This is a genomic window from Pseudomonas sp. OVF7 (assembly GCF_030644265.1).
Taxonomy (GTDB): Bacteria; Pseudomonadota; Gammaproteobacteria; order Pseudomonadales; family Pseudomonadaceae; genus Aquipseudomonas; species Aquipseudomonas gorinensis.
This window is the reverse complement of sequence record NZ_CP128996.1, coordinates 3,788,707-3,801,841: the sequence shown is the minus strand read 5'-3', so window position 1 is coordinate 3,801,841 and position 13,135 is coordinate 3,788,707. Positions and strand designations below refer to the sequence as shown.

The 13,135-nt window shown below is 61.1% G+C and carries 7 protein-coding genes; 4 read left to right on the top strand and 3 right to left on the bottom strand.

Going from position 1 to position 13,135, the window contains the following annotated elements; all coding sequences use genetic code 11:
* Positions 1 to 14: 14 nt before the first annotated feature.
* Positions 15 to 7,052: a dermonecrotic toxin domain-containing protein gene (locus QU606_RS17390; RefSeq protein WP_304997243.1), complete on the bottom strand. Its 7,038-nt coding sequence runs from the start codon at positions 7,050 to 7,052 to the stop codon at positions 15 to 17.
* Positions 7,053 to 7,193: 141 nt separating this feature from the next.
* Here QU606_RS17390 and QU606_RS17385 point away from each other — a divergent pair, with 141 nt between their 5' ends.
* A complete protein-coding gene (locus QU606_RS17385; RefSeq protein WP_024075121.1) occupies positions 7,194 to 7,409 on the top strand; it encodes a DUF2970 domain-containing protein in 216 nt (71 codons plus the stop codon).
* Here QU606_RS17385 and QU606_RS17380 read toward each other — a convergent pair.
* Complete coding sequence (locus QU606_RS17380) at positions 7,406 to 8,473, bottom strand: ABC transporter substrate-binding protein (protein WP_069075863.1); 1,068 nt, start codon at positions 8,471 to 8,473, stop codon at positions 7,406 to 7,408. The two genes, QU606_RS17385 and QU606_RS17380, sit on opposite strands and share 4 nt — an antisense overlap.
* Positions 8,474 to 8,895: 422 nt before the next feature.
* On the opposite strand from QU606_RS17380, the gene QU606_RS17375 reads away from it, so the two are divergent.
* Entirely contained in the window at positions 8,896 to 10,554 is a 1,659-nt protein-coding gene (locus QU606_RS17375; protein ID WP_024075119.1) for a nitrite/sulfite reductase, read from the top strand.
* Positions 10,538 to 11,032 (top strand): DUF934 domain-containing protein, encoded by a 495-nt coding sequence (locus QU606_RS17370; RefSeq protein WP_024075118.1) that lies wholly within the window; start codon positions 10,538 to 10,540, stop codon positions 11,030 to 11,032. The genes QU606_RS17375 and QU606_RS17370 overlap by 17 nt, the downstream gene beginning before the upstream one ends.
* A 319-nt stretch (positions 11,033 to 11,351) precedes the next feature.
* Here the strand turns inward: QU606_RS17370 and QU606_RS17365 are convergent, their stop codons facing one another.
* Complete coding sequence (locus QU606_RS17365) at positions 11,352 to 11,756, bottom strand: MerR family transcriptional regulator (protein WP_193690566.1); 405 nt, start codon at positions 11,754 to 11,756, stop codon at positions 11,352 to 11,354.
* 71 nt (positions 11,757 to 11,827) lie between these two features.
* On the opposite strand from QU606_RS17365, the gene QU606_RS17360 reads away from it, so the two are divergent.
* Entirely contained in the window at positions 11,828 to 13,060 is a 1,233-nt protein-coding gene (locus QU606_RS17360) for an NADH:flavin oxidoreductase/NADH oxidase family protein (RefSeq protein WP_193690565.1), read from the top strand.
* Positions 13,061 to 13,135: the final 75 nt, after the last annotated feature.

Below are 13,135 nucleotides of genomic sequence, written 5' to 3'. Positions count from 1 at the left end.
TGCCTGACGACCAGTTAGTCGCCCAAATCGGCTATTTCGCCGGTTGAAAGCTCGTTCAACAGTTTGCGCCGGGCCGACTCATTGGTTTTTTGCAGGGCCTGCAACGCCTCGAAATACGCCGGATTGAATTCGGCGTATTGATCCTCCAAGGTCGAGAGGGCGTCATCCAGCGTCTGTTGCACCGCCGAGAACTTATCCGGGTACTTTTCCTGCAGGTAATTGACCCAGTATTGACGCACGGTCAGTTGCTCGATGAACGCCGGGGTTTGTTCCTGGGCGATTATCGCCGTATAGGCCGCATCCAAGTCTGCCGCCATTACACGGGACAGGTTGTTGTAGAGCATGCTCCTGGGCTGGGTCGGCAACTCCAGGCGCTGGGCCAGGCCAATACGATAAGCCAGGCGAATTTCCGCGGGATCTATGCCTGGGTTCTGCTGGATGCGCGCTTCGGCCTGGGCTTCCACCTGAGCCAGACGAAACAGCTTTCTGGACAGTTTCAGCAGGACCCGGCCCTTGTCGGCGGGGTCGATGGCGCGCAAGGCATTGAACTCAAACACCTCGACCTCCAGCGCATTGAACAATAAGATCCGGCCATCGCCACATGTCGCACCATGCCTTGACGCCCGGGCGATCCCCAACAGACGCTCGCGCAGCGCTTGATCGCCATACGCCGCTTCCAGGACGTTCCACACCCGCTCCGTGAGATTGACACGGTCCAGCTGAAAATCCCGGGTATGGCGCAGTTGTCCCAATATAGTCGCCAAGTCACCTGGCGTGCCCTCAGGCGCCCCCTCCTCCTGAACCATCCTCGCGTCCTGTGCCATTACCGTGTCCCACACCGCCTGCCTTTCGGAGTCGGCGGCGCCGCCGGTAAACCACCGGGCCTTGGCCTGTTCCGGCGTCTCGTTCTCCGGGTGAAGCGCAAGACCAGGCTCATCGTCCTCGGCTTCGGAATGGAAGCCTGCAAGCAACTCGTCGATGTCGTGGGGGGTAAAACCCAAGCCCCGGCCCGTTTCGCGCTGATACTCCTGCAACCGCAGGAACTCTCTCTCCTCCAACATGTTGTCGGACAGGTCCGTTCCAGCCATCAACGCATTATGTTCCGGCAAGAATGCCCCCACCGGAATGGTCTCTATGTTGTAGTTGCTGCGCAGGCCCAGCGTGGTCAGCGCGGGCGCCTCCAGCACACCTGCGGGCCAGTCGCTGAGCCTGTTGTAATTCAGGTTGAGGACCTGCAACCGGTCCAGGCCGGCCACATCGAAACTATCCAGGTGGTTGGTTTCCAGGTCGACCTGTTGCAGTTGCGGCAAGGCGCGCAATTGGCGCTGCAGCAACGGGGCATCGCTCAGTTCATTGTGGTGGGCACTCAGCCGGGTCAGCCGCTCAAGCCCCGTCACCGCGTCGGGCAGCGCGCCCAGGCCATTGCCGTTGAGCATCAGGCTCTCCAGCCTGGGGAATGCGCGCAAAAACGCATCCGAAGCGGTCGTGAGCCCGACATTGCTCAGATCCAGCGTTCCCACATGCCTGAATGTGATCGGCAGGGCCGGTAGGTCGCCCACCGTCAAACCGCTCAAATCAAGGGCATAATCGTTCGCGACCGCCTCTGCGCTGCGCACCTCGCGCAGCGTCTCGCGCCAGCACGCCATCAAACGGTCTGCGGCACGACGACGATCGGGCGCGTTGACCCACCCATCACGACTGCGCACCGCAGGGTTATCAATCCAGCGATTCAAGCCTTGGATCATTTGTACCTGCTGCTCCTGCCACAGCCGCAATGCATCCTCGATTTGCGTCGCGCTCACCCCCTGCCCCAACCAGGCGTCCAGCCGCTCAACGGCTTGGCCCGCGCCAAGCTGGGGATCAAGACGTTGCAGCCGTTCGGCCGACGTCAGCGGTAACTGCCCTGGCACGTCTACAGGCAGTGGCACTAACAAATCCGGTTGTTCCGACACTTCTTCCGGGAAAAACTCCGGGTCGCCTCCGGTTCTGCCGGCAGCGAGCACGGGGCGGTCGATGCCCAGCGGGTTTCTATAGAGGAACGCCGACGGTGTGCCCGGGGCGGTACGCTCAGCAAACGCCTGCACCGCAGTGATGGCTTGCGGGCTCAATCGGCAACCGCGCAAGGAGGTGTGCGCCAAGAGTATATCGTGGTCCGTCCACAGCGCATTGGGCACCTCCGTGATAGCGCTGTAGCTCAAATCCAGAAAGCGCAGTTTCGACAGGTCCAGCACCCCTTCCGGCCATGCCCGGAGCTGGGTGCGGCTGACATTCAGAGACTGCAACTCCATCAGCGCATTCACACTAAGCCCGGTGAGGCGATTGCCCGCCAGGTCGAGCCCCTGCAGGGACGTCAGGCGATTGAGCCGTGCTTGTATCGAGGGGGTGATCGTCAGTTCGTTGCCAGACAGGTTCACCTTGGTGAGCCGCTGCTGCGTCTCCAGGGCCTGGGGTAGATCGGTCAGCCGGTTGCCACTCAGATCGAGTTCTTCCAGGTTGGGAAAATGCAGAAGCAAATCATTGGCTTGCGCCGTGGAAAGGTTGGCCCTTGCCAGACTCAGGACACGTATCTGGGTGAACTGAACATCGCCCAGCGCAGGCAGGTCTCCCAGCCCACTGGTATCGCCCAAGCTCCATCGATCGGTGCGACGCGGCTCGTCAAAGAGTCGGGAGGGCCCCGCCTCAGGCTCCCCGCCCCCGTAGCGAGCAACCAGCGCGTCACGCCACAGGGCGCGCACCCTGTCAGCCCACGCCCTGCGCCCCTGCACCGATGCTGGCCGCCCGTCGACGCGTACCGGCGTGGCCTGCCATTGTTCCAGCGCCCCATCCAGAGCGCTGTGTTCTTGCTCCAATGCCACAACCTTATCCAGCAGCCCTCGCCCTTCCAGCCCTTCACGGCGTAAAGCGGCCAAAGCGTCGCCAGCAAAGCGCCAATGATTGGGCACCAACGCCCCAAGGCGTTGGTGACAGTGGTGTGCAATAACCTGCGACTCCTCGACCAAATGGCCGGGGTTATCGTGCACGTAGTCAAACACCCGCGTGAATTGTTCTGGCTCCAATGCCCCCCAGTTCAACTGCAATCGGCGCCATAACGCCTCGTGCCCGCTGAACAGTTCGTTCGGCAAAGACTGAACAGCGACACCGGACAAATCCAGCGACTCCAGGGCCGGCAGGGCTAGAACCCCGGTCGGCCATTGGCCCATGGGCCCCGCCAGCGTCAGGGCTCGCAAACGAGGCAGCGTGCTGTAATCGAGCTCAGGAATATTGCCAACCAGATGCAACCGCTCCAGTTGCGTCATCCCCTGCAAGGCTTGCGACAACGCGAGCGAATCGCCCACGCCCTGGGCAGAAAAGGTGAGCTTGAGCTCAGTCAGGGTCTGGAGCGACGAAAGTTGATCGGCCAACATCGGTATGTGCAGGGGTATGACGTTGAGTTCAAGGCTTTTCAGCGCAGGAAACATCCGCTCAAGGTCGCTACCGGCAAGCTGTAGACTGGTCAATCGCAGCCTGCGCACATGGGAAAAGTCGGCGGCCAGCCTCGGCACGGACAATGTACTCGCGATGTCCAGCTCGAACGCTGGCGCCAGTCCGCGGTACAGACCGTTTCTCCAGCAGTCAATGATCCGATCGGCGATCCCCCGCAGGTGTGTCCGTATCGAACCACGTGGATCAGGTGACAAGACACCTTCAACCCAGGTATCCAATGTGGAACACAAGCCTTCGAACTCCCTGCGCCGGTTTTCCAACAGATGAAAAACCTGCTGGTCGGTATCACCCGCACTGAGGCGGCTCCTGACAAACTGCAAGGCTTGTTGATCCGTGACATTGGGATAGATCGCCCGCACCCTGGCGACAAGGGCTTCATCGGCGAAACCGGCAACATCGCCGCTGGCCGCATAACCGACCCGGCCGGATGGGCGGCGCAACAATCGCCCGCCGCCGCGTTTGAGCGGGTCGCGCTTGATGATCCGAGACATGTCGTCACGATGGCTGAGCGCGTAGTCGACCACCTGCTTGCGCAGTGCCTCGCTCGGCTTGCCTTGTAATGACTCTCGTACTGGCGCGGGCACGACCTCCAGCAGCGATTCAAACAGATTGCGCCCGGACGCCGGCACGCTGTTCAACGCCTTGCCCTGGGCATCGAACGCTTGAATGAAATCGCCGCCCTTTACCAGGTAGTAGCGCGTGGCGGCCTGCTCGCCGCCGATGCTGTCCACCAGCGGCCCCCTCACCCCGTGCAACCGCACCTCCACCCGTGTATCCGCCGACCAACCGGGCAGGTGTTCCAGGCAGTGCAGTGCCAGGCGATCGCTGGCCGAGGACGCCAGGCTCTCCACGGACAGGCCGATCAATGCCCGGCTTACGCCGCTTTCATGCAAATGCACACGTATTTGCGTGGCCAGTCGCAGGGGAACCCGCTGGGTGCTGCGCAATTGCCCCAGCACCTCGTCGCTGGCATGGCTCAATACCTGCCGCGCTGCTTCGGGCGACAGCGTTGGAAAGCTGCGCTGAAGGATCTGCGTGTCAGCGTCCGGGGCGGCTTGCCGGCTCATCAGGTTATCGAATACTGCCTTCCTGCGGCGCTGCGCATGGTCGGCCAAACGATCCCTGAACACCTGGACGCGATCAGCATCCGGCTGCTGGTTTTCGCTACCCAGCAAGCGTGCAATTTGCCCGTCGTCCAGGTTTTCCAGCACGCGCTCTGGCATTTTTCCGGCATCGACTTCGGCCCGAGTGATCTTGATGGTGGGCCTTGCCGTATCGGCTGCATCCGCCGCAGAGAAACGTTGCGAGGCCCCCCAGGGCTCCGGCCCGCTGAAGACTTCCAACACTTCATCCACCGGCCAATTCGGCAACTCCAACGTCAGCGGCACCATGAACTGGCACAGGCCCTCCCGGCACGCACCTTGGCGGATATCCCGGATCACCTCGTCCGTCTGGCGATCCAGCTCGAACAGCCGGACGGTCTCAGCCAGTACCGGTGGCGGCGGCTGATGATCGGTATGTAACCGGCGCAGGTGATCGTCATTGACGCCGCTGACGTCGGCGATCTGCTCCAGTTGCGCGTCGGTGAAGGGCTCCATATGCGGCCCCATCCGCCGCATCAACGCGACGCGATCCCACCCCAACGGACGCTCCAAGGTGTGGCGCCAGGCCCCGAAGCCGTTGTGTCTCAGAATGGGCTGGTAGGTATCGTGCACCGTAGGGTGCTGGATTCTCCATAGCTTGATCTCGGGATCGAAGGTCTTTTCGAAGACATTGCCCTCCATGCGGATATAGGTCTTGCCCCCCAGCCGATACTGCCCCAACGCATTGGGGGTGAGCCCCTCAAGCGAGGCACTGCTTTTGTAGGCCGCAAGGTCCGGGTGCCATAGACGCACCTTGCCGAATGGCGTCGTCACCTTCGACATGCTGTTGACAAAGCGGGACGGCAGAACCGCTGGCCCCTTGCTCGCGACAGCCCCCAATGCAGCCATGTAAGCCACGTTCTGCAACACCGACTTGAAGTGCTGCCAGGCTTCGTCGGCGTCGCCCGCGCTCCAGGCCTCCACGCCCTCGAAGACTTCGTAGCCCAGTTGCACGGCCGTGACGCCCATCATCATCTCGCCCAGCCCCGGAACGAAGAAGGCCGCTACGTTCAGCAGGTTCATGCCCCATTCAGCGTAGTGCTGGAGTCGCTCTATCCATGCCTCGCGGTCTACGACACCGGTCGGCCGGGCCAGCAACCCGGCGTTGGATTTGATTCGGGCAAGGTGGAAATCATAACGGGCCCCGAACACCTCACCGTCGATGACCGATTCCTCCAGGGCCAGGTTCATCTCGGTGTTCCAGACTTGCTCATAGACCCCGTTGGCATAGGTTTCGGGATTGTACGGCGGGCCCGGATAGACCGGATTCGGGTTCCAGCGATAAACCGTCAGCTGGTTCTTGAGGCGGCGCAGGAATCCTGGCGACTCTCCATGAGGCACCAGACTTGCGAACAAGCGTTGATAAGGGGGGTGCCGCAGCTTGACCCCAAGTTCGCTGGCGAACGCACTGACCGACGCGTAAGTCTTGAGGGGATTGACCGGGTCCCCAGGGATATACACCACGAATCGGGGCTCGGGAGGCAGTCTTCCTTTGGCGACCCACACGCCGGGAATCAGGTTGTACCAAGGGTTTTGCAACTCGATTCGTGCCTGGCGTGAGTCGTTACCGATAATGAACACGTCGCTCAAGGTCGAACCGAGAATACTCAAGCGACTGAAAACCATGGGTTTCCCATCAAATCGGGCTTGCCCTGTGCCATCGAGGAACGCCAACAGCGAAACGTACACGCTCTCGTCAATGTCCAACTTCATCCTGGCAATGTGCGCTTGTACGCGCAGCCGGTCCTTGCTTGCCGTCATTGTCCGCTGACGCACGACGGCGGCCGTACCAGGGGTTTGGAACACCGCACGCAGATGGTTCTGATAGTGCTTGCCCAAATCCAGCTCTCGGCACAGGCCAGCGAAATCCGCGGGCTTGATTGATAACTTGTTACGGATGAGGTAGCGGGTTTTGCCAAACGGGTACCTATCGGTCTCGTCATAGCGTTCACTTTCCAACGAACCCTCTGGAGCCAGTGCACTGGTTTCCTGCAGGGAAACTTCGTCAAATGATTCGTTCGCCTCGAAGTTTCGCATCGCGGCTTGCAACAGGGGCTGCGCATCGACCGGGCTCGACGTGTGCAGATGGTATAGATGGGTCTTGACCACATCCGGCGTCTGGCCGAATTTCTTGCGCATGGCCTCGATCAACAGCGGCTTGCAGAACTCGGTGATGCCTTTGAAGTCCTTGAGGGTCCTGGCCAATTGCTGGATCGAGGTGTTGCTGCGGGCCTGGCTGTCGAGTAAACGCTGGCGCAGCATGGGCGACGCCTGGTCGAACAGGTCAGGGTAGACGCTGATAAAGCGTTGCGCGAGATCGCGCGTGTCGGTCATGTCCTCCAGGTGGGCGCTATGAAGGTGCTGCGTCCAGTCAGGCAAGCGACGCTTGATAAACGGGACATGAAGCCCCTTGGAACGGTCCGGCATGGTGTCACTCCTGATACCTCATTAAGAGCACATCAGAAGATCACGGCCGTTCGGCGGCCTGGGGGTAGATACTTAACCGCCAATACAGAGCCGAGCTATGCTCTGGCAATGGCTTATTCAACCCAGTGCGTGAGGCAGCTCATGGACGATTCGAACAATAAACCACCGACGTTTCTACAGATGCTTCACAGCGTCCTGGCCGCTGCCTTTGGCGTACAAAGCGGCAAAAATCGCGCCCGCGACTTTACCCACGGCAAGCCCAGCCACTTTGTGATTCTGGGCATCCTGTTCACGGTGGTGTTTGCCTTGACCTTGTTTGGGATCGTCAAGCTGGTGCTGCACCTGGCCGGCGTCTAGCGCAGCAACAGACGCAGGCTGAAGGGGTAGCGATAGGACACCGGCTTGCCCTGGGCAGACAGCGCGCGAAAATTCACCGACGGTGTCGGCCCCAACAAGCGCCGCGCCTGGCCGGCATCGATCAATTGGAATAACGCCAACTGACGGTCACGCCCGCCGTATGCGCCAATATCCACGCCCTTTGCATCATCATGGATCAGCACCATGGCCCAGCCGCCCACGGTGAAATGCCCGGCGACCAGGGACGACAAACGCCCGTCCAGGCGCGCCTGCAAGATCTCCGGCGAGCTGTTGACGGCACTGAACAGCGTGTCCTTGCCCGGTAAACGCCCACTGGCCTGGAGCGCCTGCATCGCGCCCAGCGCCATCTGATCGCTGGCCGACCACACCAATGCCGTCTGCGGGTAGCGCTTGAACAACTGCGTCGCTTGCTCGAAGGCGCGCTCGCGGTTCCATTCCCCGTAGACCAACTGACGCAGGCGCACCTCGGGATGCTCGGCCAGCGCTCGGCGCATGCCTTGTTCACGCAACTGCGCGACCGGCGTGGTCTTGACGCCGGAAAAGGCCAACAGGTCGAGGGATTGACCGGGCGCAACCGGGCCATGCTGGCGCAACAGGTCGCGAAGCATCAGGTAGCCAGCCTCTTCATCGTCAGCGACCAGGCTGCCGATCAAACGGATGCTACTGCGGGTTCCCAGCAATTGCACCTGGTCGGGGGTCAGCGCGCTGTTCACCACCAGCAGCTTCACGCCGCTGCCCTCGGCCATGCGCAGGATCTGCGGTGCAACGTATTGCTCATTCACCAGCACCAGGTAATCGGGCGGCTGGCTGCCTTGCAGTACCTCACGCGCCTGGAGCAGCGTGTTGTCGGCATTACGCTCGCCATAACGCACGCGCAATTCCAGGCCGAGGTCCTTGGCGGCGGCCTGCATGAATTGCGTGTAGCTGACCCAGAAGGTTTCCGTGGACATGCCCGGATTGAGAAACACCACCGACGTTGCATGAGCCATCACCCCATACGTCGATCCCAGCAACCAGACACACGTAATCAACACCTTCAACATGAATGTTTGAGCCTCGAAAATAGGCCGCCATGATAGTGGCAATGCCCAAACCAATCGAGGCTCAATCAAGGTCCTTTATTGGTGGCTGACCCAGAACACGGCAGTTCCCACCACCAGAATGATCAAAAACAGAATGGCCCAGGCATCAACGGTACTGTCAGGTTTACGGGCTTTTGTCGGATTGCTCATTGCATCGCCTCTTGTCAGTTTTATAGGTGATTGCACTCAAACACGATCACAGTAAAGTTCACGATTGCCCGCATGACAAATGTGGGTATCTCGATAACGGTTCTCATTAGTCAATTTGGTTATTTGCATATACTCAAACATCACTTTTGCGCATAAACGCAAACTGGTATCGTGCGCCGGCTCCGTTGGGAGTGCGCGGCCGTGCGCGCAGATTTGCCGAGAACAGGACCTATATGTACGTATACGACGAATACGATCAGCGCATCATCGAGGACCGCGTCAAGCAGTTCCGTGATCAGACCCGACGCTACCTAGCAGGTGAACTGAGCGAAGAAGAGTTCCGCCCTCTGCGCCTGCAAAATGGCCTTTATGTTCAGCGCTTTGCGCCGATGCTGCGGGTGGCCGTGCCCTATGGCCAACTGACTTCGCGCCAGACCCGCATGATGGCCAAGATTGCCCGCGACTACGACAAAGGCTATGCCCACATCAGTACCCGCCAGAACGTGCAGTTCAACTGGCCGGCGCTGGAAGATGTGCCGGATATCCTGGCTGAACTGGCCACCGTGCAGATGCACGCCATTCAGACCAGCGGTAACTGCCTGCGCAACGTGACCACCGACCAATTCGCCGGGGTTGCCGCCGACGAGCTGATCGACCCACGCCCGTGGTGCGAAATCGTCCGTCAATGGACCACCTTCCACCCGGAATTCGCCTACCTGCCACGCAAGTTCAAGATCGCCATCAATGGCTCGACCTCGGACCGTGCAGCCATCGAAGTACACGATATCGGCCTGGAGCCGGTGTACAACGCGGCCGGCGAGCTGGGTTTCCGTGTACTGGTGGGTGGCGGCCTGGGCCGTACCCCGGTGGTGGGCGCGTTCATCAACGAGTTCCTGCCGTGGCAGGACCTGTTGAGCTACCTCGACGCCATCCTGCGGGTCTACAACCGCTACGGCCGTCGTGACAACAAATACAAGGCCCGGATCAAGATCCTGGTCAAGGCGCTGACCCCTGAGGTGTTCGCCCAGAAAGTCGATGCCGAGATGGAGCACCTGCGCGGTGGCCAGACCACCTTGACCGACGCCGAAGTGCACCGTGTGGCCAAGCACTTTGTCGACCCCGAGTACAAGGCCCTGAGCAATCAGGACGCCGAGCTCGCAGCGCTCGACCAGCAGCACCCAGGCTTTGCCCGCTGGCGCACCCGCAACACCCTGGCGCACAAAAAGCCGGGCTATGTGGCGGTGACCCTGTCGCTGAAACCGACCGGCGTTGCACCGGGCGATATCACCGACAAGCAGCTGGACGCCGTGGCCGACCTGGCCGAGCGCTACAGCTTCGGCCAACTGCGCACCTCCCACGAGCAGAACATCATTCTCGCGGACGTTGAGCAAAGCCAGTTGTTCACCCTGTGGGGCGAGCTGCGCGAAAGCGGTTTTGCCACGCCGAACATCGGCCTGTTGACCGACATCATCTGCTGCCCGGGCGGCGACTTCTGCTCCCTGGCCAACGCCAAGTCGATCCCGATTGCCGAATCGATCCAGCGCCGTTTCGACGACCTGGACTACCTGTTCGACATCGGCGAGCTGGACCTGAACATCTCCGGTTGCATGAACGCCTGTGGTCACCACCACGTCGGCCACATCGGCATCCTGGGCGTGGACAAGAAAGGCGAAGAATTCTACCAAGTGTCCCTGGGTGGCAGCGCCAGCCGCGATGCGAGCCTGGGCAAGATCCTCGGCCCGTCCTTCGCCCAGGAAGCCATGCCCGAGGTGATCGGCAAGCTGATCGACGTCTACATCGAACAGCGCACCGAAGATGAGCGTTTCATCGACACCTACCAGCGCATCGGCATTGACCTGTTCAAGGAGCGCGTCTATGCAGCGAATCATTAAGAACAACGAAGTCATCGATGAAACCTGGCACCTGCTGCCCAAGGACACGAGCTTCGACAGCATTTCCAATTGCGACGACCTGATCGTGCCTTTAGCCCTGTGGCGCGAACACGGCCACGCCCTCAAGGCCCGTGATGGCGGCCTGGGCGTGTGGCTGGACGCCGATGAAGAAGCCGAGGAAATCGGTGACGACGTGGAGCATTTCCAGGTCATCGCCCTGAACTTCCCGGCCTTTACCGATGGACGCAACTACTCCAACGCACGCTTGCTGCGTGACCGTTACGGTTACAAAGGCGAACTGCGGGCGATTGGCGACGTGTTGCGCGACCAGTTGTTCTACCTGCACCGCTGCGGGTTCGATGCCTTCGCCTTGCGCGCCGACAAAGACCCGTACGCGGCGCTGGAAAGCCTCAAGGACTTCTCGGTGACGTACCAGGCTGCAACGGATGAGCCGCTGCCGCTGTTCCGGCGGCGCTGAGCTTCAAATGTGGGATTGCCGTGAGCTGACGACTCTCTAACGGATGCCCCGCGCTGAATGTGGGAGGGGGCTTGCCCCACCACTCGGCACCTCACCCAGGCTCGGTGTGCCCGCACTCTTGTGGCTGTGGCTGTGGCTGTGGCGAGCGGGCTTGACCCGCGTTGGGCTGCGAAGCAGCCCCAAAACACAGGCCCGGAGCTGCCTGGCACACTGCAGCGCTCTTATTGGGGCTGCTGCGCAGCCCAACGCGGGGCAAGCCCGCTCGCCACGGGGGATTTTCCACATTTGGGTCTGCCTGGCGGTGCAAATCGGAGTTTTTTCAGGCACCGATCTTGATCGACGCCAGCACCTGCTTCTGTCCCATGGAGCACGGCACGCCTTCCGGCTGCGCCCGTACCGCCTCGATCACGCCCAGCAACTGCGCCTTGCTATGAGCCAACTGCGCCTGCATCGCCTCGATCTGCGCCACCTTGCGCTCCAGCGCCTCTATTAACTCCTCACGCTTGTGCTCCCCCGGCGCAGGCATCAATGCCTTGAGTTCCTGCAGGGTAAACCCGGCCTGTTGTGCACTCTGGATCAGTTGCAGCGTTTGCAAGGCATCGGGCGCATAGCGTCGATAACCATTGGCCTGGCGCCCCACTTGGCTGATCAGACCTTCGGACTCGTAAAAGCGGATACGCGACGCCGCCAACCCACTCCGCTTTGCCAGCTCACCAATATTCATCAAAACACCCGCTTGACATTAAAGTTAACTTTAAGCTTAGCCTGAGGCCTCCCCCACTCCGGAGTCAACTCATGTCACCCTTTGAGCCCTTGCAACTGCCCAATGGCCAGGTCCTCGCCAACCGCATCGCCAAGGCGGCGATGGAAGAGAATATGGCGGACGCCGATCAAGCACCTTCCCGTGAACTCAAGCAGCTTTACACAACCTGGGCGGACGGTGAGCCCGGCCTGCTGCTGACCGGCAATGTGATGATCGACCGCCGCGCCATGACCGGCCCCGGCGGCGTTGCCCTCGAAGACGAACAACACCTGGACAGCTTTCGTGAATGGGCCGACGTGGCCCGCGACAAGGGCGTGCACTTTTGGGTACAGCTCAGTCATCCGGGTCGCCAGACCATGGCCAACCTCGGTCAGCAAGCCCTGGCGCCCTCCGCGATTGCACTGGACCTGGGCAGCTTTTCGAAGATGTTTGCCAAGCCCAAGGCGATGACCGAGGACGACATTCAGGACGTGATCAAACGCTTCGCCACCAGCGCACGCCTGGCCGAGAAAGCCGGGTTCACCGGGGTGCAGATCCACGGCGCGCACGGCTACCTGCTCAGTCAGTTTCTCTCGCCGTTGAGCAACCAGCGCACTGACCGCTGGGGTGGCTCGCTGGAGAACCGCGCGCGCCTGCTGCTGGAGGTGATCCACGCGGTTCGTGCCAGCGTCAGCCCGTCCTTTTGCGTCGGGCTAAAGCTCAACTCGGCGGATTTCCAGCGCGGCGGATTCGCAGAGGCCGATGCTCGCGCAGTGGTGGAAATGCTCAACCCCCTGCCCATCGACCTGCTGGAATTGTCCGGAGGCAGCTACGAAGCGCCGGCCATGCAAGGCGAAGCGCGGGACGGTCGCACCCTGGCCCGTGAAGCCTACTTCCTGGAGTTTGCCAAAGAGCTGGCGACCATCGCCAAGATGCCGCTGATGGTCACCGGCGGCATTCGCCGCCTGCCCATCGTGCAACAGGTGCTGGACAGCGGTATCGCCATGGCCGGCATCGCTACCGCCCTGACCCTGGAACCGCAACTGATCAAACACTGGCACGAGGGGCGCGACCTCAACCCGCAACTCAAACCCGTCAGTTGGCAGCGCAAACCCTTGGCCGCCCTCGCCACCCTGGCCGTGGTGCGTGACCAGATGCGCCGCCTGAGCCGTGGCCGCCTGCCCGATGCCAAGGTCGCCCCCTGGCTGGCGCTGCTGCGCGACCAGTGGTTTATCGCGCGGCGCACCCGGCAATACCGCGCGACCATGACGCAATCTTCACATTAAAGGCGGAGCATTCGCCGTGATCGAACTGTCCTCTACTGATCAGCAGCTTTTACCCTCACTGACGATTGGAGTTCT

Excerpts from the sequence above, each read along its gene's own strand:
- QU606_RS17375 (WP_024075119.1), top strand. The coding sequence starts at position 8,896 with ATGTACGTATACGACGAATACGATCAGCGCATCATCGAGGACCGCGTC.
- QU606_RS17385 (WP_024075121.1), top strand. The coding sequence starts at position 7,194 with ATGGACGATTCGAACAATAAACCACCGACGTTTCTACAGATGCTTCAC.
- QU606_RS17380 (WP_069075863.1), bottom strand. The coding sequence starts at position 8,473 with ATGTTGAAGGTGTTGATTACGTGTGTCTGGTTGCTGGGATCGACGTAT.
- QU606_RS17370 (WP_024075118.1), top strand. The coding sequence starts at position 10,538 with ATGCAGCGAATCATTAAGAACAACGAAGTCATCGATGAAACCTGGCAC.
- QU606_RS17390 (WP_304997243.1), bottom strand. The coding sequence starts at position 7,052 with ATGCCGGACCGTTCCAAGGGGCTTCATGTCCCGTTTATCAAGCGTCGC.
- QU606_RS17360 (WP_193690565.1), top strand. The coding sequence starts at position 11,828 with ATGTCACCCTTTGAGCCCTTGCAACTGCCCAATGGCCAGGTCCTCGCC.
- QU606_RS17365 (WP_193690566.1), bottom strand. The coding sequence starts at position 11,756 with ATGAATATTGGTGAGCTGGCAAAGCGGAGTGGGTTGGCGGCGTCGCGT.